We start from the raw sequence: 19,461 nt of genomic DNA, 5'->3' as shown, positions 1-19,461 counted from the left end.
CCTTTTAGTATAAGAGCGAAAATCCATCTAATAAAGGGGGCTTCCTCCTTTGATAAATCAATCGTTGAAATAGAATCTAAATAACGATATATTACAGGAAGTTCCTTCATACTTTATTTATTTGAACATCAATGTATGAAAATTATAATTCCCCATGGGAATTTCATAGAGCCTCATCCTGATGAAGTTACGATTATGATTTTTCATAAAGAGCTATAAGCTGGTCTTGCTTTTCGATATAACATGGTCAGATGAATATGTGCTGATTAAGTCTTTTCATTATTCACAGGAGCAATGCCTATGCAGGAAATAGATGTTAAAATCATGTTATGTTTAAAATATCTATAATCGTGATTCTGTTTCTTATGTATCATCTACAGCAGCTAATAAATATATTATAAAATCATACGCAATGAGTGTAGCGTATGATGAGGCTAAATCCATTAAGTTCTATGATAAAAAAGGTACTCTGATACCTGAAGAGCATATTCCTGATTTATGAGCAATCGTTAGATTTTTTGAATGCGTACTGTTTAAGGCCGCTTTGAAAACATGCAAGAAAGCCTCCCGTAATCTGGAGGCTTTCTTATATTTATAAACCAGCTATATACATTTCGTGAAGGTGTGACACGACACAATTTTCAAAAAATAACGTTTTCGTAATTTACAATGGACTATCATGAGTATCAGGAAAATGAACATCCACTTACCTACATTGTATGAAAAGTCCTTTCCCCTTTTTGTGAAACACTCTCATACAATGTCACTCACACATCGTTACCGGAACTGCCGACATGCAGAAAGATGCCTGGCAGAGCAAACAGCAGATAGCTGATACCATAGAGTGAAAATAACGGATAACGGATAATGCCGGGAAACCATTGCATGACATGAAAAACATAGGTGTCCAGCGCCAGCAGTGTATAACAGCTCATAAACAGCACACCAACGCCATATAGCCAGAGCGCACTTCTTTGCTTGACATGCAGAAGCAAAAGAACACCTCTTGTCATAAGCATTATCCCAAAAGCCAATGTAAGACAGCGGATCATGGCTTGGATTCCGTTCGCAGAATTTGATATAAAAAGGAGAACACTGAGGACAGTGAGTATTCCGCCAGTGCTTAGAAATGCTTTTGCAGTACGCATTTATCGAATGATATCATGGATCAGCTTCTGCTTTTCCACCTTCTCCTGTGTGAAGACATAGGTCTGATAGAAGTCCTCCAGCCAGTGCTGAGGTAATGGATGATTGATGTGTACATAGGCAAGAATATCCCCCTTGTTTACATAGTCTCCATCCTTTTTGTTTAACACGATTCCGACAGCCGGATCAACCGGATCCTCCTTAACCATACGTCCTGCACCAAGCTTCATCGCCAGCGTCCCCAGCTCCAAAGCATGCAGTTCCTTCACATAGCCCTCTTCCCGCGATGTTACTTCCAAAATCTCTTTTGCCTGTGGCAGCAGCTCTGGATGCAGAACCTGCTCTACATCACCCTCCTGTGCCGCAACCATGGCAACCAGCTTTTCCAGCGCCTTTCCATTCTGAATGACTTCCAGCAGCTGTTTTCTTGCGTTCTCTTCATCTCTGGCTATTCCTGTCTGCATGAGCATGATGCTTCCGGCCTCCAGACACAGCTGTGTAAAATCCTCAGGCCCTTTTCCCTGTAACGTTGCAATTGCCTCTTTTACCTCGAGTGCATTTCCGATGGCATTGCCCAACGGCTGATTCATGTTGCTGATCAGTGCCTTGACATCCTTGCCGAAATGGCTTCCGATGGCAATCATCGCTTCTGCCAGCTCCTTTGCCTTTTCGCTTGTTTCCATGAAGGCGCCCTCTCCGAATTTCACATCCAGAAGAATCGTATCAGAGCCGGCTGCCAGCTTCTTTGACATGATGCTGGATGCAATCAGAGGAATCGAGTTGACGGTAGCCGTCACATCGCGCAAAGCATACAGCTTTTTATCTGCCGGCACCAGTGTTGCGGTTTGTCCGATCAGTGCCAGACCGATATCATTCACCTGTGAAATAAACTGTTCCTGTGTCCGCATAACCTGAAAGCCGTTAACAGACTCCACCTTATCCAGCGTTCCGCCGGTATGTCCCAGTCCTCGACCGCTCATTTTCGCGACCTTGGCACCGCAGGCAGCTACCATTGGCGCAAGGGAAAGACTTGTTTTATCACCGACACCTCCGGTGGAATGCTTATCACATTTTCTTCCGGAAATCGCCGATAGATCAATCACATCTCCACTGTACAGCATTTCCTCTGTCAGCCAGGCTGTTTCCTGTGCATTCATACCATTAAAGTAAATCGCCATTAGCAGCGCACTGACCTGATAATCCGGAATATCTCCCCGGACATAACCGGTAATGAAAAAATGAAGCTCTTCCTTTGTCAGTGGCTGCTTCTGTTTCTTTTTTTCTATTAGATCGACAAAACGCATAAAGTTCCCTTCCTTCCTGCTTATCTTCTACGATAATGCATGATGCTGCATCCTTCTTTTTGTTCATTTGAAAGCAATCGGAAATCCCCAATGCAAAACGCCGGAAACCAGGTATCCCCTGTATACGACTGCTCGATTCGGGTAATCCACAGCTCATCTGCATATGCGATTGCTGCAGCGAAAATCTGTGCACCGCCGCAGACATAGAGCACTTCCTCTTTCTTCTTCCATTCCCTGCAAAGTGCTTGCACATCGCTGCAGGGGAGCACATCGCTATCGGACAGCGGCTTATGACCTGCGACATGCAGAATTCTATGATCCAGTCGTTTCGGCAGATGCTCATAGGTCACTCTCCCCATCAGCAAATGATGATGCAGTGTCAGCTGACGGAAATGAGCTAAATCTGCAGGGCAATGCCATGGCATTTTATGATTTGCGCCGATCAGCTGATTGGCGTCCATTGCAACGACAATACTGATCATGCCACATTCTTCAGGGCAGTGATTTCCTCTTCGCTCAGATACCGCCATTCCCCACTCGCAAGTGCTTCATCCAGCCGCAGCGGTCCCATGGCAATCCGCTTGAGATGGACAACCTCATTACCGATTGCATGCAGCATACGCTTCACCTGATGAAATCTTCCCTCCTGAATATGCAGAAGGATTTGCGTGTCCTCCAGAATTTCCACACGAGCCGGAAGAACAGGTTCCTCATCCAGTACGATACTGCCGTTTTCCAGCTTCTTTTGATCACCTTCCTGCAGCGGCTGCGCCAGATCCACCAGATAGATTTTTTCAACATGATGCTTGGGAGAAAGCAGACGATGCGCCAGCTTTCCGTCATTTGTGATCAGCAGCAGGCCCTCCGTATCCATGTCCAGTCGTCCGACCGGAAAACAATCCTTTGGCAAAAAGGCATCGATGCAGTCCAGCACGGTTTCATAAGTGGGATCACTGGTGGCACTGACAACATCCTGCGGCTTGTTCAGCATGATATAGACAACAGCCTCATAATAGATTTCCTCTTTATCCAAACAAACGACATCCACACCCTCCTGGATTTTCCTGTCATCCTTTCGGCATACCTCACCATTGACACTCACTCTTCCCTTGCGAATAGCCAGCTTGACCTCCTTGCGGGTACCCAAACATGCATGGGCCAGATATTTATCCAGTCGCATTTGCCTATCTCCTTCTTCCGCGCTTCAGTAAGCGGGACAGGTCAAGATGCAGAATGGTCTGCGGTATGGAAAAGAAATACGTGATGCCAAAGTATACCAGCATTGCAAGACTTCCGTTGACAGCAAGCTGTAAAAGACTCAGCATCCGCCCGGAGCCATAGCCCTTCAAGCCAATCAAATCGCAGCCTCTTGCGACTGCAAACAGGGCTGCCATCGCCAAAAGGATAACCAGAAGCTTATGCAGCGTATATTTCCAGCGAATCTTATAGCGTGATGTCAATGCATAGATATCCAGAATGATAAAAATCCCCATTGCAAGAATACTTGACATGACAACTCCCTGATAGCCGAAATATTTTAACAGTGGATAGGCCACCGAAAATTTCACCACCATCATGATGGCAAGGTTGCGGATATTCAGCCTGCGCAAGCCTACTGCCATTAACAGTGCCGTGAAAATCGGTCCGATGGTATTTAAAAACGCCTCGATGGAGAACCAGCTCAAAATATCGGCAAGCAGCTCCAGATTCTTCGGATCTGCCGGTGGAAACAAGATGGCATACAGCGGCTTTGCGTAAACAAACAGACAGAAGGAAATCGGCAGTCCGATATACAGGACGATATCCACACAGTCCCGGATATTTTTGCGTACCAGCTTCAGGTCATGATTGGTAAGTGCCGTAGTGATATGCGGTATGATGGCGGAGGAGAACCCCGGTGCCAGAATCATCGGAATGGACATCAGCTTTAAAACACCGTAATTGATAGAGCCGCTGATGAGTAAGATTTCCGCATCCGTATTGCCGTGCGCTTCAAGCCCCTTACTCAAAAACAGCGTGTTGACAATCGTGTCGCTGTAGCCCAGTATCGCTACAATCAAATAAGGAAACGCAATGAAAACAAGCTCCTTAAGAATTTCTCTTCGATCATTGTTTCCGGCAACTTCCTGTGTTTTGGCTAGCCTCTTCAGCTCGCGCATCTGCTTTTTATCATACAGCTTCAGATGCATGATCGCCAGAATTGCCGATATACTGGTGGAAATCACACCGAAATACAGCGCCCATACCTGATCCGTATGCAATGCATATACCGCAATCGCACTGGCGCTCAGCAGAAATGCCACACGGGCAACCTGCTCCAGAACCTGTGACAGTGCATAAATTTCCATGTGCTTGAGTCCCTGATAGAAGCCGCGGATACTGGAAAGCAGCGGAACGAAAAACAGGGCAAAGGAAATCAGTATCAGTACCATCTGCATCGTTTTAACGCTGTCTCCCTCATCCGGCATAACAAGTGCAGCCAGCGGAGAGGAAAACAGAATTACGATAATCATCATCCCGAAGCCGAAGCAGGTCATCAGGGATGCGGACAGCTTTTTGATCAGCAGTGAGGTTTGATAGTCCCCTCTAGTGGAATATTTTGCGATCAATGTCGCAATCGCAAACGGAAAGCCTGCTGTACAGATATTCAGCAGATAGGAATATATATTGAAGGCTACTCCGTAATAGGCCAGATTGTCCGCTGTTCCCAGCATGGAATTATAAGGGACTGCATAGAACAATCCAATGAATTTTGCAAAAAAGATGCCGGCAGAGCTGATCAGCCCTCCTGCTATAATCGACTGCTTCCGTTTGGAAACATCCATATTCTTACTCATATAACGTATCCTTTCTAGTTCCGTTAACCATTCGCCTCGTTATCCTTCTGTGCATAATTACATGTGAAGAATACACGGCTCGTATTAACCAGCTTGGAATCCTTCCAGGTTACCATAACCTGCAATGTAAACTGATCATGCTCAGATATACCGTCCAGAAAGATTTTACTGACAAAGTTACGCGCACCGTTTGCCTGATATGGAATCATGTTGAAGGAGGTTTTTGCGTCATCTCCCAGCAATCCCAGACACGGATAGACATTGCTGTTGCTGTCCAAGGCCGGATCTACAGCAATCGCCTGAATATTGTACATCGCCACGCGTGGATTGGAAATAATAATCTCATACTGATAGCTGTTGTCCTTCTGCTTAAATACAGAAAGCTTATAATCAAAGGGTATGATTTTGGATTCACTGCCCTTGTTGTTCAATACAGCGTCTACATAGCTCTCATAATTTTTTATGCTCTCCTGCTCTTCTTTATGCGCATCGCCGCAGCCGGTGAGCAGCAGGAAGCAGAGCAGACACCAAAGGGGGAATTTTCGCATGGAATCACCTCTCGAGATATTATACCATAAAGGCATTATTTAAGCCACATTTTATAATCATGCGGTACTTTATTTGTACATTTAGGATAACAATTGCGTACAAACGGCAAAGGATGAAAAGCAAAAAATGCTGCATCCGTGTACAGCTGCTTACAGGCATCGGGTCGGAAATAAAAAAAGACCCGCCAAAGCGCAGACAGATTTCTACGCTATGATAAGTCTGTATCACCAGCAAGTTGCACAGCCTCAATGCTCAGGTATATCAGTATGTTTATGCAGTGCATAATCCATGCAAATCGGGTAGCCATGTTCCTCATCCTGCACGATTTTCGCATGGATATCATACAGCTGCAGCAGCTGCTGTTCCCGGATAACCTCCTGTGCCTTCCCGCAGTATAGTGCCCTTCCCTGCTTCATGCCAATCACATGATCCGCAAATTTTGCGGCCTGATTCAGATCGTGGATAACCAGTATGATCGTCGTCTGCTCCTCCCTGTTTAAGTCTCTTAGCAGTTCCAGTATTTCCAGCTGATGGGCGATGTCCAGATAGGTTGTCGGCTCATCCAGCAGCAGAATACCGGTTTTCTGTGCCAGGGCCATGGCAATCCACACACGCTGCCGCTGCCCGCCGGATAATTCATTGACATAGGCATCCGCATGCACAAGAACTCCGGTCTTTTTCATAGCCCATGCGACAATCTCAAGATCCTGTCGATTCAGTGAACGCATCGCCTTCTGATAGGGAAAGCGGCCGTACTGTACCAGCTCTCGTACACGCAGACCTTCCGGAACCAGCGGAGACTGCGGAAGCAGGGCAAGTCGCTTCGCCACCTGTCTGCGCTTCATTCCCTTCAGGGAAACACCATCCAGCAAAACCTCTCCCTTCTGCGGCGTGATGATACCGGCCATCGTCTTTAAAAGCGTTGATTTCCCACAGCCGTTTGGACCGATCATCATCGTGATTTTCCCCTCCGGTATCTGCAGGCTGACATCCTGCAGGATATTGTGCCCATCATATCCGGCATACAGATTGTGTACTTCTAGCATTGTGCTACCTCCTGTCGAGTTTCATCATCAGATAAATAAAATAGGGAATGCCGATCATGGAGACCAGAATTCCTGCCGGAATCTCCAGCGGTGAAAACAGATTTCTGGCCAGCATATCCGCAACAACCAGCAGTATGGAGCTGATCAGTGCTGCAAGCGGAAGCAGCAGGCGATGCCGCATACCGGTGATACGCAGTGCAATCTGGGGACCCAGCAGTCCCAGAAACGCAATATTTCCTGCCACAGCCGTTGCCAGAGCCGCAAGCGCCGCACCTGCTGCCAGAAACAGTATCCGTGTCCGACGGGTAGATACGCCTAGTGCTGTTGCCCCTTCATCACCAAGCGAAAGAATGTCCAGCGTTCTGCTGTGTGTCCATACCAGCCCCGCAAGGAACAGAATGAGCGGTGCACTGACAAGAATATAACGCCAGCTGCTTCCCCACAAGGAGCCGTTGGTCCACATCAGCACCTGATTATAATCTCCCCTGCTCATTTGCAGCTGATAAAAGCTGATCACTGCGGTAATTCCTGCATTGACACCGACACCGGTGAGTAAAAAGCGAATCGGGCGGATTCCCTTGCGCCATGAATACGCATATAGAAAGGCCGTAGTGCAAAATGCTCCGGCTATGGCAAGCAGCGGCATGAACAGCACCTTTACATTGGAAAGGGAGCTGTAGTATGCGTTCGCTCCATACGAAATCCACAAGACCACAAACAGTGCACTGCCCACATTGATACCGATCATACCGGGCTCTGCAAGCGGATTTTTCGTAATCCCCTGCAGTATGGCGCCGGATACACCGAGCGCACTTCCAACAAGAATCGCAAGTACGATACGCGGAAGCCGTATCTGAAAGACTGCAAATGCATGGGTGCTGCTTCCCCCGCCCAGCAGCGTCCGCAATACGTCGGAAGGGCTGATTGCAAAGCTGCCGACCATGATGGAAAGTGCAGCGGCAGCAAGCAGTACGAACAAACAAAAGCCAACGATCCAAAATCGTTTACGCATCAGCCGCACTCCTTTCTCACCAGCAGCAAAAACACCGGTATTCCCAGCAGGGCAGTAAACAAGCCGACCGGTAGCTCATAGGGCGCACTCAGTGTTCTGGCAGCAATATCGGAAAACACCATAAGCACACCTCCAAACAAAAAGCTGAGAGGGAGTGTATGACGAATGTCCCGCGAGAGCATGCTGCGCAGAATATGCGGAACAAACAGTCCGACAAAGCCGATATTGCCGGCAACTGCCACGCACATTGCACAAAGCGGAATCATCACCAGAATGACCTTCTTTTTTAATCCGGCAGCATCAATGCCAAGGGAAATGGCAGCTTCATCACCGAGGGAAAGAAGATTGACCTTACCGCTCAGCAGCAGAAAGCTGCCCATACAGACAAGCGTGACAATTCCCAAACCGATGACGGCACCCCAGTCGGCCTGCCGAAAGCCTCCGGCAATCCAGAAGGCCAGCTCCTGCGAGCGATTTTGTATAAGTGCACTCAGGGAAGCCGCAGATAGAAAGAAAATGCTCAAAGCACTGCCCGCCAGAAGGATACGCGATACATCCGGATGTCCGGCATATTTAACAGCAAACAGAAACACCAGAAGACCACTGAAGCCGGCACCTGCAAGTGCTGTCCAGAAATTACCAGCCGCAGTAAGCAAAGGAAGCATGGGGGCGATTGCCACAAACATAACCGAGCCCTGCGTGATACCGAGAATGGATGGCTCTGCGATCGGATTACGCAAAATTCCCTGCATCATTACACCGCTGGCTGCGAGCAGTCCTCCCGTCAGTAAGGCGCTCAGCGCACGCGGCAGACGCACATCGCGAATCAGCTGATCATGAAGCGTTTCCTGATAATCGAACAGAGCATGCAGGACATCATCGAATGGAATATCCTTCGCTCCCGCCAGAACCGATAAGGCAATGCCAAGAAGCAATAGCAGAATGCCGCTTGCCGTCGCTATCAGAATCCTCTTGCGCATCTTACTTTACCAGCAGGCTTTGAACCTCATCCAGAAACACGTCTCTTCCGATACTGCTGTATCCGATATTGAAATACGGACTCGACGGCAGTTCAAGCACCCTGTTGTTTTTCACTGCCTGCATTGATTTATAGATGCTATTCTTTTTCAGGGCCTTCATATCAGCATCCGTACCGACAACGATAAGATGATCGGCATCCAGATCCGCCAGTCCCTCATAGGAAATAACGGGAAGACTGATGGAATCCTGCCGCGGCATATTGGCAGGCTTCTTCAGGCCCATATCTTCATAGAGAACACTTCCGATACCGGCTGCATCAAATACAAACAGCTGTCCCCTGCTTGCCAGCAGCGCCAGATAGGTGGTATCCTCACCATTCGCCTTGCGTACGGCAGCTCCAGCCTTCTTCGCTTTTTCATCATAGCTCTTCAGCCATGATGCAGCACGGTCCTCCTGCTGCATCATACGGGCAAAGGTATTCACATCCTGCCGCCAGTCTGTCTGTGCCAGCTCCACCATAAGCGTCGGCGCAATTTTTTTCAGCTGCTCATACATTTTTTCCTGCACACCGGAGATAATGATCAAATCCGGATGCAGTTCCAGGATACCCTCGATGTCCATGGTATCCTGCATACTGTAGCCAAGAATTTTCGCACCCTGTAACGGCTCCTGAAGATAGGTTGGCAATTGGGTATAATCATAGGCATCCGAATTTGCCGTACCGGCAACGGAATATCCTAGCAGAGATAAAATATCACTGTTTCCGCTTAGATCAACGATACGCTTCGGCTCTGCCGGAATTTCCACCTCTCCCTTCGCATCCCTTACCGTTATTGTTTTATCGCTTGAAGATGCCTCCTGTCTGCCTTGGCACCCGCTCACAAAGCCAAGTGTCACAAGAAGCATACAAAGCATCCCGATTGTCTTTTTCATAGATGTCCTCCTTCATTCTGTTAGCTTATTCTAACTTACGTGTGCCATTATAGCAAATCGCTCCTGTTCCTGCAAGCATTTCACCCGCTTTCCATATTTTAACAGCCAACCGCTGCCATGCAGCCGGATAAGATGGTGCAGGCTCTTTTCGATATGTATGCGAATACGAATCGACTGCGTATGGGTATGCGTATGTCATTTAAACAGTGTCCGGTTTACGATACATGACCATACCCATAGCACCTCATATTAAACAACGAAAATAAAACAGCCCCGGGGACTGTTTTATTTTGTACATCTGCAGCGGAAGGATTTGCATTCCGTTTCGTGACAATCATTTGGATGAACACAGTTATCACAGCATACGCTGATGGTTTCTGCGTTACAGCATGCATCCTTGTTATAAACACAATTGTGTACGCTGCATAAAATTTCGGTTTTTTTCTGCATGGTTTACACCTCCACGCTGTTAGTATGAACCACTGTCTGAAATCTATGTGCTGAAAATCACCATCGCACTGAAGCAGTAAATCTGTTCCTCTTCAAAATCACTCACGGCTGTTGAAAACTTGATATCCATCAGACGGATATCCGCATGCTCCTGAAGCCAGGCATTGACCACCTCTGTCAAATCATCCTCATGCTCCTCATCAAACACCTTGATTTGTACCATTGTATCACCGATTTCATCCTATCAGCTCAATCCTCCAATCGGTGTCGATATTTCGTGAAATACTCCTGAATTCTGTTTTCCGCTGCTTCACTGACGGCAACCAGTGGCAGCCGCAGGATATTTTCACACTCATCCTGCAGATGCAGCATGTATTTCACCGGTGCCGGGGATGCTTCCGTAAATGTCAAGGCTGCCAGCTCATAGAGCCTCCGGCGTAGCCGGTTATCGACGCGTTCATCATCACAAAAGGTACGAAGCTCCTTCATACATACATGTCCCATAACAGAGACAAGTCCATCCATGCCGGCATCAAAGCCCTCATCAAAGAAGCCGTCCTCTCCACTGTAAATCAGAAAATCCGGATGCTGCTGCTTCAGTCTGCGCACCATATCCAGATTGGAACAGGCCTGCTTTAATGCCGTTATGTTCTTATGCTTCTCAAGCAGGGCATGGATCGTTTCATAGGTAAGCTCCACCCCGGTTCTTGCCGGCACGTTATACAGCATAATATTGGTATCCACAGCAGAAGCAAGTGCATCAAAGTGTGCATACAGCCCGGCAGCATTCGGCTTGCTGTAATACGGCGTTACAAGCAATACACCGTCAATTGCCTCCTTCTGCGCCTCCCTGCATGCCAGAATCGTCGCAGCTGTATCATTGCTGCCGCAGCCATACCATATCTCTGCGCGATGCTTCACGCGTTTGATGACATGGCGAAGAATGGAAAGCTTCTCGTTATGAGAGAGTGTCGGTGTTTCTGCCGTTGTCCCGCACACGATGAAGCCGTCGCACCCCTCCTTCAAAAGCCGGTGAAGGATGCGGTCCATCGATTTGTAGTCCACTTTGTTACCCCTGGTAAACGGTGTAACCAAAGCAACCATCAGTTTTTTCATAATTTATCTGCCTCCCAGTAAGATTGGCTGCAGCTGTCTGTCGTTTAAGGCCTGATCCATCGTCTGCTCCATCAGCTCCCAGTCAGACACAATGCTTCGCTCCTTGGAAAAAGGGGCATCCTGTCGAAACGGTATGATATAAAAATGCTTCATATTGATCAGAGAAAAGATATTCACCCCGCTGATTCCCAGACCGTCATTCGTCGCGATGCCGAATACGATATTCCGCTGATTGCGAATCATGGCCTTTGCAGACAGTGTAACCGGATGATCGTAAATACCATGTGCCATCTTTGCTGCAACAGTGGCTGTCATGGGTGCAATCACCATTATATCATATGCGTTTGCCGGTCCAACTTTCTCTGCTTCCACGATTGTATGGATGATGTCGTGTTTTGTCACATCCTTTACTTTTCCCAGGAATACGTCCTTATCGAAAAAACGGGTGGAGCACGTATATACATTTTCACTGACGACAGCCGTCACATCGTTGCGCTCACACAGTGCTGTCAGCTGCTCGAGAACTGCCGCATGGTTACAGAAAGAGCCGCAGATACCGAACAGAATGCGTTTATTTTCCATTGTTCAGTTTCCCCCTTATACATTCTGCGATAATATTTCCTGCACTGATGCAGGCAAAGCGTCCCGGCAGATTTCCCGCCTTGATCACGGGAATACCTTCCTCATGTGCCGCCTTGAGATCAATCAGATCCGGTGTGGATATATCGATGATGACCGGCTTGTTTTTCCAGCTGCGCATTCTGGATGGTGCAATCATGACACCCGTTGCCGTATGGATGATAACATCACCGCAGGTTTCCCAATCACGAACCGGCAGAAAGTCCCCCTCCTTTTTACAATCCCTTCGTATGATGCGAACACGGACATGCAAATTCTTCAGCATGTCATAAATCACCTGTCCGCAATGACCATATCCGACAATATCGACCTGTATATCGTAAATGCTCTTACAGATACAGCTGATCAGCTCATTCAGCACACCCTCAGCCGTCAATACCGCATTTTCATGAATCACGCTCTCCTCCAGCATGTAATAGATTTTTCGCTGCGGCAGAGCATCCAGCACTGCATTTCGAATTCCGCAAAACAACAGACAATCCTTACCCTGCATTTCGTAAAAGGCGTGCGGTATGTGAATCGCCTGCTCCTGTATGCGGACATATCCAAACTCATCGACGCCCTTTACCGGGAAGACCACTGCCTGATACTGTGGCAGATTCAGGAAATCCGTTTGTGCATCCAGACGATCTACCATAAAGTCCCTGGACAGATTGTCATATACCTGTATCATTCTTTCATCACTGCATATCACTGCAATCTTCACACTATCCCTCCTTACGCCATTGTATGTCGCAAACAGGCTTTTGCCATTAGGAAAGCCGTTTGCGCATGGAAATAGAAGGAATTTCGTGTCGCAATTCATCAAGGCTTCACAAAAAAAGCAGACTGCAATAGATTCTTCGTACTGCAGTCTGCTATCTTCTTTTCTCTGCTCTATTTCTGTGAAATCACAAAATAATTCCGTTTTCCCTTTTTGATCAGTGTACGTCCCTTCGAGATGGCATTTTTAGAGGATACGATAAACTCCACATCCTTCACCTTATCCCCATTGATCTGAATAGAGCCCTGATTGATCCATTCTCTGGCTTCCCGCTTGCTGCTTGCAATACCGGCCTGCACCAGTGTATCCGTCAGAGTCAGCTCATCAGCAATTTCCGCGGCTTCAAAGCCCTTCAAAGCATCCTGCAGCTCTCCTGCATCCAGCTCCTTGATATTTCCCTTAAACAGCGCGTTGGTGATTTTTAACGCCTTGTTGTATTCCTCCTCCCCATGCAGGAAGGTAACGACCTCTTTCGCCAGTGTTTTCTGTGCCTCTCTGAAATGCGGCTCGGTTTTCACCTTTTCCTCCAGTGCGTCGATTTCCTCCTTGCTCAGGAAAGTCAGCTTCTTCAGGTAATCAATTACCTTTTCATCCTCGGAATTTACGAGGAACTGATACATTTCATACGCACTTGTTTTATGTTTATCCAGCCATACCGTACCGGACTCACTCTTTCCAAATTTCGTACCGTCAGCCTTGGTAATCAGCGGCATCGTCAGTCCATAGCACTCCACATCCGCACCATGCTTCTTGCGAATCAGCTCCAGACCGCTTGTGATATTTCCCCACTGATCCTGTCCGCCAAGCTGCAGTGTACACCCCTTATCCTCATACAGATGTAAAAAGTCCAGTGCCTGTAAAATCATGTAGGAGAATTCCGTATAGCTGATACCGGCATCCAGACGGCGTTTTACCGTTTCCTTGTTGATCATGTAGTTGACATTGAAGTATTTTCCATAATCCCGCAGGAAATCAATCACGGAAATATCCTTTGTCCAATCCAGATTATTGACCATTTCAAAGCCGAACAGCGCTTCAATCTGCTTGCTCAGACACTGGTAATTGTGCTCCAGCACTTCCTTTGTCAGCATATTGCGTTCACCGCTTGCCTTCGGATCACCGATAAATCCGGTTGCGCCTCCAACCAGCATGATTGGGTGGTGCCCATGCTCCTTTAACCGTTTTGCACACAGCAAAGAGGAGTAGTGTCCGATATGCAGGGAATCACCGGTCGGATCGGTTCCGATATAGAAGGTCAGTCCTCCGTTGTTCAGTTTCTCTTCCAGCTGTGGACTTGTCACATCATTGATCAGTCCGCGGTATTTCAATTCATCAAATAATTTCATCATCGTCTTCCTTTCTGAAATAAAAAAACGTCCCTGTCATCCAAGGACGCAACATAGCGTGGTACCACCTTAGTTCTTCTTTACAGAAGCACTCAATGCCATAACGGGGCAGTCCGGTCTACCTTTGCAGTAGACAGCTCCAAGGTGTATTTCTCAAGGCATCCCGCAGCTTTTCACCAGCCAGCCGCTCTCTGAAGGGATCGTCCCCAAGCTCTTTTCTTATCAACGCTTTCCTTATTCAGGATATCTGTTATTGTAAAAATTGTCAATCCTATTTTGTAGATTTTCTCGGTGTGTAGATGTAGCTCAGCTCGATTTCCTTATCGGTAACTTCGTTTTCATCGTGCAGCATCTTTGTCAACAGACGCATTGCCACAGCTCCTAAATCATAATCCGGAATCTTAAATCCGGAAATCTGCGGACGTGCCATTGCATTGTATTTGCTGTCCAGAATACAGATCAATTCCATTTCATCCGGAATACTGATACCTGCTTCCTTTGCGGTATTCATCACGGCCATCGCCTGGGAATCACGATAGGTAATCACGACATCATGGCGGATTCCCTGCTTCATGTATTCCTTCAGGAACAGATAGGAGGAACGGTATTCCTTTGGAATCTGAATAAAGCTTTCAAATTTCATCCCCTGCTCTTCAAATGCTCTGTTTAAGCCGTCCAGCAGCTGCTTGATCATCTGCGGATTCTTGCGATCCTCCACCAGTGCGATATTTTTCTTGCCCTGCTTAATGCAGCCGCTTGCATATTCATATACAAGGTTCGCATAATCCACGTAGACGCTTCCCACGGTATCATCACTCATCTTATTACCGATGACAACGATCGGTACCTGATATCTGGTCAGCTGGTTCAATTCTTCCTTATTCAGCTTGTCATTGAAAATCACAACACCGTCCACACGGGATTTGATGATATTTTCAATGATATCGTTCATTTCCGTGATACCCTCGGTTGTGGTATGCAGCATGATGTTGTATTTATATATTTTTGCCACATCGATCAGACCATTGATGATCTGTCCGGTATAGAAATAGCTTGCCTCCGGAACAATCAGCGCAATCGTTGTGGTTTTCTGCAATGCCAGTCCCTGTGCGATTGCATTCGGCTTGTAGCCCAGCTTTTCAATGGCTTCCTGTACCTTGATACGGGTATCCTCACGCACGACCTCTGAACCGTTGATTACACGGGATACTGTTGCCAGAGATACATCGGCTTCCTTTGCTACATCATAAATCGTAATTCTTTTCATAACCTGTTATCCCTTCCGACTGTCGTCTTCATCTGTGTCCAAGACACGCTTCAATCCCTGAAATGCAGCCTCCGCCGCTTTCAGTGTTCCTTTTTTCAGCTTTCTTACGCCTTTTTTCACCTGCTCGTCATTGCGAATGGTATCCACCGTATCCGCTACAGCATGAACGGATCGGCGTACATATTCGTTCTGACGAACCTCCTGTATGCCTTCCTGTACATAGCCTGCAAGCTTATCTGCAGCCGCGGCAGCCTTTTTACTGCCTGCCTGTACACCCTCCCGCTGTGAAAAGCGCTGCAGACGATCATGTGTTGACGCAAGCAGCTTCTGTGTCTCTAGTTTCAAACGTTCCATTCGCTCGTTCACTTCCATGGAATCCGCATGCTCACGCAGCCAGTCACGCATTTCCTGAAAAAGGCGCTGTAGCTGTATGGCAGCATCATCCAGAATTTTCTTTGAACGACCGTTTTCATCATCATCGTCACATTCCATGGTGATAATGGTGAACTTCGCCTTCTGTTCCAGATCTTCGACTTCTTTTTCTCGTTCGTTATCCATGATTATTCACTCACTCCATCCTCTTCATCACGATCGTCTTCCTTCTTCATACCGGCAAACACCCAGTCCTTGATGGAAGAAAAATTCTCTATGACAGCTACCAGAGTGGAACGTACCGCATGCTTGCTCGCCTCATGAACACAATCTACCGTTTCACTCAGCTCATTCAGCGTATTCAGCGGCTTGTCCAGTGTTTCTAATTGCCGGTTTGTCGTTTCCAGCGTCTTTGACATTTTCACAACGGCATCATTCGCATTTTTCAGCAGTACAATCAGATGCTTTACAAAAACAGCGAGGAAAATAAGCACAACAACACCACAGATCGGCAATGCCTTGCTGGCGACACTGCTTGTTAATTCCAATAATTGATCTAAACCCATAGAAACACCTCTTTATTTATTCTAAAACAATTTGTAAGTTTTTTCAACTTCTATTGAAAAGTTTTTACAATATTTTTTAATTTGTATATATCCTTGCTGCTCATAAACAGATATACGGCCGGACCGCGCTGTGCAAGCATTCTTGCCGCTTCCTCATCCTCATTGATGACAGTCGCCTTCTCACATTTATCCGCAAGGTCCGAAATCGTGATATCAATACCGTCTTCTCTTGCGGCATTCTCCGGAAAATGACACAGATACACTTCATCCGCCTGATTCAGCTCTTCCGCAAAGCGATCCATGAAATAATAGATACGGGAATAGCGATCCGGCTTGAACAGGGCAATTACCTTCTTCCCCGGATACTTGATGCGTGCCGCCTCGATCATATATTTCACTGCAGTGGGGTGATGTGCATAATCATCGATATATACATTATCCCCGTTTTCTTCAATTGTAAACCTGCGTTTTACACCGGGAAAGCTTTGCAGACCCTCCTGCAGCAATTCCCCGCTCAGTCCCTCCATGATACCGATAGCGATAACGCCCAGACTGTTCCACAGCAGTGGCTTACCGACAAAGGGCAGATCAAAATGCGCAAACAGCTTCTTGCGATACAGCACATCAAACTGCATGCCGTCCTCATGTTGCTTCACATGCACCGCCTGCACATCGTTGTGATCCTTTAAGCCGTAATATAAATGTTCTGTTTTCACATGCAGGGAGCGCACAGCCGCATCGTCTCCGAAGAGCACGACACCCTTTTGAATCTGATTCGCAAAGGCTTCAAATGCGTCGCAGTAGTCCTCCATGTCCTTATAATAATCGACATGATCCAGCTCGATATTGGTAATGATGGCATATTCCGGCTTATATGCCAGAAAATGACGCTGATACTCACAGGATTCCAGCACAAAATAACGGCTGTCCTTCGGCATTTCGCCGGTTCCATCACCAATCAGATAACCGGTTGGCGCCGCCAGACTCATTACGTGGGAAAGCATGCCGGTCGTTGTCGTTTTGCCATGTGTACCCGCTACGGATATCGATGTGTATTCCTTCGCAAGACTGCCGAGGAACTCATGATACCAGTAGGTTTTCACAGTATCCATAGCCAGGGCTTTTTTCACCTCCGGATTGGATTCATTAAAAGCATTTCCGATAATCACGGTATCTCCCTCATGAATATTATCAGCGGAAAATGACGTAATCGGAATATGACGCTCCTCCAGTGGCTGCTGGGTAAATATATATTTTTCAATATCGGAACCGCTGACCTCATCTCCGCGATCTGCAACGATCGTCGCAAGAGATGCCATCCCGCTCCCTTTAATTCCAATGAAATGATAATGCATAAGAAACACCTCTTTTACTCTTTATCGCTTGCATCATCAACGCTGCTGATCGGTGTAGATTCTCCAAACAGAGAAATCTGCATCAGATCATCGCCGTCCTCACCTGGTGTTTTCTCGATCATATCCTCAAGCGGAACGCTGTTGATTTCTTCCTCAAGATCGTATTTTTCAACCTCCTGCTGTGGAAGCTCTTCCTTTTTCAGCTTTTCTTTTTCTTCGATTTTTTCCTGTGCCTTTGCCTCAAATTCCTCCAGCTCGCCGACACCGTAGTATGGTGAGATAATGGTTCCTAAAGGATTTTTTTTCTTTGAGCGCTGCGGCAGTGGGGCTGCACTTTTCTTTTTCGGCTTGCTTTCCTCTTCACTGGAACCGAAAATCGGAGATATGACTGGAGAAAACTCAAACTCCTTTTTCTCCTCGCGCTTCACAGGCTTCTTCACACGCAGCGGCTCCTCACTCAAAACGATTGCTTCCTTTTCCTTCGGCTTTTCCTCCAGATCAATGGTCACAAACTTCTTTTCTTCCTTTTTCGGCTCCTTCGCTGCGGCTGCATGCGGATTGAAATAAGACTCCATCTGCACATGCGTTTTTTCTTCCTCTACGACAGGAGAAGCCGTTGCTTTCTTTGGCTTTTCCTTGATTTCAATCGGTTCCAGTTCATCCTCTGCCAGAACCTCGGCATCCGCTTCTTCAAACAGAAGGCCTGCAAGTTTTTTAAATACTGACATACATCATCGTCCTTTCGCTATTTCTGGGCAGCCAGAAAGTCGTTGATCTCTTTTTCAGTTTTTCTCAGCTTGGAAACAAAGCGGCCGCTTTCCTTACCGTCCTTGTAGGCAACAAAGCTTGGAATCCCCATCACCATCAGTGCCTGACAGATATCGATATTTTCATCGCGGTCCACATAATAAAACGTGTAGTCGCTGAATGCCTCTACCAGCTTCGGCATAAACGGCTCAATAAAGCGGCAGTCCGGACACCAGTTCGCAGAAAATGTAAAAACGCTGACACCGCCTTTAGCGGCAGCCTCCTGAAATTCCTCCATGGAATGTATTGCAGTCATATATTCTTTCATCGTATCGCTCCTTTTTTAGTATTCTATCCTATTTCTCAGGGAAAGGTGCATCCTTTTCCTTGCCGTTCTTCACAAAAACCGCCCGATAGATCGGTTGTCCCTTTTCCAGAAAACGCCGTTCGTATTCCGTTATGACATCCTCTGCATGCTCCTCGCGGCGATAGTCAACGCTGACTTCCTTCAGCCGCCAGCCCTCCTCCTGAAATTCCATGAGCGAATATTCAAACAGAGCACTGTTGTCCGTTTTCATCTGAATTTCGCCATCCGGCTTCAGAATGTGTGCATAGCGCGCAATGAAGGCATGATTGGACAAGCGCTTTTTATGGGCGCGCTTTTTCGGCCAGGGATCGGAAAAATTCAAATGGATCACATCGACCTCTCCCTGTGCAAACCAGGTGTCGATCACCTCGGCATCTCCCTGAATAAACAGCATGTTGTCCGGCTGCTGTTCCAGCTGGGTATACTTGCGTACAGCCAGGGCAGCCACATTGATGTTTTTTTCAATGCCGACCCATGCAATATCCGGATACTTCTGTGCCATCTGCACCCAGTAATCCCCCTTGCCGGTTCCGATTTCCACATGCAGCTCTGCTCGCTTCAGGGTCTGCTTCCAGGCTCCGGCAAGTGCCGACGCATCGGGAACCACAACCTCCTGCTCTTTCAGAAAATCCTGGGCCCAGGGCAGTTTTCGCATTCTCATATTC

Annotated in this window: 23 protein-coding genes and 1 other annotated feature; all 23 genes read right to left on the bottom strand. The window is 47.2% G+C overall.

Features of this window, described 5'->3' with window-relative positions; genetic code table 11:
* Positions 1-767: 767 nt before the first annotated feature.
* Positions 768-1,013: a hypothetical protein gene (locus tag ACG3M1_RS12005; protein ID WP_224727204.1), complete on the bottom strand. Its 246-nt coding sequence runs from the start codon at positions 1,011-1,013 to the stop codon at positions 768-770.
* Between the two features lie 135 nt (positions 1,014-1,148).
* Entirely contained in the window at positions 1,149-2,450 is a 1,302-nt protein-coding gene (locus ACG3M1_RS12000; RefSeq protein ID WP_008817289.1) for a pyrimidine-nucleoside phosphorylase, read from the bottom strand.
* 20 nt (positions 2,451-2,470) lie between these two features.
* Positions 2,471-2,932, bottom strand: a complete 462-nt coding sequence (locus tag ACG3M1_RS11995) for a dihydrofolate reductase (protein ID WP_161128932.1) — start codon at positions 2,930-2,932, stop codon at positions 2,471-2,473.
* The gene (locus ACG3M1_RS11990; RefSeq protein ID WP_395814206.1) at positions 2,929-3,630 is read right to left on the bottom strand and encodes a pseudouridine synthase; all 702 of its coding nucleotides are present in this window, start codon (positions 3,628-3,630) and stop codon (positions 2,929-2,931) included. Before ACG3M1_RS11990 ends, ACG3M1_RS11995 begins: the two co-directional genes overlap by 4 nt.
* 4 nt (positions 3,631-3,634) lie before the next feature.
* Positions 3,635-5,287: an oligosaccharide flippase family protein gene (locus ACG3M1_RS11985; RefSeq protein WP_008817292.1), complete on the bottom strand. Its 1,653-nt coding sequence runs from the start codon at positions 5,285-5,287 to the stop codon at positions 3,635-3,637.
* A 23-nt stretch (positions 5,288-5,310) separates the two neighbouring features.
* The gene (locus ACG3M1_RS11980) at positions 5,311-5,835 is read right to left on the bottom strand and encodes a hypothetical protein (protein ID WP_002608971.1); all 525 of its coding nucleotides are present in this window, start codon (positions 5,833-5,835) and stop codon (positions 5,311-5,313) included.
* 246 nt (positions 5,836-6,081) lie between these two features.
* Entirely contained in the window at positions 6,082-6,882 is an 801-nt protein-coding gene (locus tag ACG3M1_RS11975; protein WP_242408495.1) for an ABC transporter ATP-binding protein, read from the bottom strand.
* A 4-nt stretch (positions 6,883-6,886) separates the two neighbouring features.
* A complete protein-coding gene (locus tag ACG3M1_RS11970; protein WP_395814203.1) occupies positions 6,887-7,894 on the bottom strand; it encodes a FecCD family ABC transporter permease in 1,008 nt (335 codons plus the stop codon).
* Positions 7,894-8,874, bottom strand: coding sequence for a FecCD family ABC transporter permease (locus ACG3M1_RS11965; protein WP_008817295.1), 981 nt, complete (start codon positions 8,872-8,874; stop codon positions 7,894-7,896). The genes ACG3M1_RS11970 and ACG3M1_RS11965 overlap by 1 nt, the downstream gene beginning before the upstream one ends.
* A gap of 1 nt (position 8,875) precedes the next feature.
* A complete protein-coding gene (locus ACG3M1_RS11960; RefSeq protein ID WP_395814200.1) occupies positions 8,876-9,808 on the bottom strand; it encodes an ABC transporter substrate-binding protein in 933 nt (310 codons plus the stop codon).
* 285 nt (positions 9,809-10,093) lie between these two features.
* Positions 10,094-10,258 (bottom strand): DUF1540 domain-containing protein, encoded by a 165-nt coding sequence (locus ACG3M1_RS11955; protein WP_002608966.1) that lies wholly within the window; start codon positions 10,256-10,258, stop codon positions 10,094-10,096.
* A 43-nt stretch (positions 10,259-10,301) separates the two neighbouring features.
* Complete coding sequence (locus ACG3M1_RS11950) at positions 10,302-10,481, bottom strand: sporulation protein Cse60 (protein WP_008817297.1); 180 nt, start codon at positions 10,479-10,481, stop codon at positions 10,302-10,304.
* A 26-nt stretch (positions 10,482-10,507) separates the two neighbouring features.
* Positions 10,508-11,374: a 4-hydroxy-tetrahydrodipicolinate synthase gene (gene dapA / locus ACG3M1_RS11945; protein WP_395814198.1), complete on the bottom strand. Its 867-nt coding sequence runs from the start codon at positions 11,372-11,374 to the stop codon at positions 10,508-10,510.
* A gap of 3 nt (positions 11,375-11,377) precedes the next feature.
* Positions 11,378-11,956, bottom strand: coding sequence for a dipicolinate synthase subunit B (locus ACG3M1_RS11940; RefSeq protein WP_002608963.1), 579 nt, complete (start codon positions 11,954-11,956; stop codon positions 11,378-11,380).
* Positions 11,946-12,719, bottom strand: coding sequence for a hypothetical protein (locus ACG3M1_RS11935; RefSeq protein WP_054343887.1), 774 nt, complete (start codon positions 12,717-12,719; stop codon positions 11,946-11,948). The genes ACG3M1_RS11940 and ACG3M1_RS11935 overlap by 11 nt, the downstream gene beginning before the upstream one ends.
* A 170-nt stretch (positions 12,720-12,889) precedes the next feature.
* Positions 12,890-14,122 carry a tyrosine--tRNA ligase gene (tyrS, locus tag ACG3M1_RS11930; RefSeq protein ID WP_002608961.1) on the bottom strand — a complete coding sequence of 411 codons (1,233 nt, stop codon included), beginning with the start codon at positions 14,120-14,122 and terminating at the stop codon, positions 12,890-12,892.
* Positions 14,123-14,161: 39 nt separating this feature from the next.
* Positions 14,162-14,357 (bottom strand) — a binding site (T-box leader).
* A gap of 36 nt (positions 14,358-14,393) precedes the next feature.
* Entirely contained in the window at positions 14,394-15,389 is a 996-nt protein-coding gene (locus ACG3M1_RS11925) for a LacI family DNA-binding transcriptional regulator (RefSeq protein ID WP_002608960.1), read from the bottom strand.
* 6 nt (positions 15,390-15,395) lie between these two features.
* Complete coding sequence (locus tag ACG3M1_RS11920) at positions 15,396-15,947, bottom strand: hypothetical protein (RefSeq protein ID WP_008817299.1); 552 nt, start codon at positions 15,945-15,947, stop codon at positions 15,396-15,398.
* A 2-nt stretch (positions 15,948-15,949) separates the two neighbouring features.
* Positions 15,950-16,327, bottom strand: a complete 378-nt coding sequence (locus ACG3M1_RS11915) for a hypothetical protein (RefSeq protein WP_008817300.1) — start codon at positions 16,325-16,327, stop codon at positions 15,950-15,952.
* Between the two features lie 50 nt (positions 16,328-16,377).
* Positions 16,378-17,682, bottom strand: coding sequence for a UDP-N-acetylmuramate--L-alanine ligase (murC, locus tag ACG3M1_RS11910; protein ID WP_002608957.1), 1,305 nt, complete (start codon positions 17,680-17,682; stop codon positions 16,378-16,380).
* A gap of 14 nt (positions 17,683-17,696) precedes the next feature.
* Positions 17,697-18,410 carry a hypothetical protein gene (locus tag ACG3M1_RS11905; protein WP_008817301.1) on the bottom strand — a complete coding sequence of 238 codons (714 nt, stop codon included), beginning with the start codon at positions 18,408-18,410 and terminating at the stop codon, positions 17,697-17,699.
* Positions 18,411-18,427: 17 nt separating this feature from the next.
* Positions 18,428-18,757: a thioredoxin family protein gene (locus ACG3M1_RS11900; protein ID WP_002608955.1), complete on the bottom strand. Its 330-nt coding sequence runs from the start codon at positions 18,755-18,757 to the stop codon at positions 18,428-18,430.
* 28 nt (positions 18,758-18,785) lie between these two features.
* Positions 18,786-19,457, bottom strand: coding sequence for a tRNA (guanosine(46)-N7)-methyltransferase TrmB (gene trmB, locus ACG3M1_RS11895; protein WP_395814195.1), 672 nt, complete (start codon positions 19,455-19,457; stop codon positions 18,786-18,788).
* Positions 19,458-19,461: the final 4 nt, after the last annotated feature.

Origin of the sequence: Clostridium sp. 10cd*, from assembly GCF_044336395.1 — a bacterium.
Taxonomy (GTDB): domain Bacteria; phylum Bacillota_I; class Bacilli_A; order Erysipelotrichales; family Erysipelotrichaceae; genus Clostridium_AQ; species Clostridium_AQ innocuum.
This window is presented reverse-complemented; position numbering and strand designations above follow the sequence as displayed.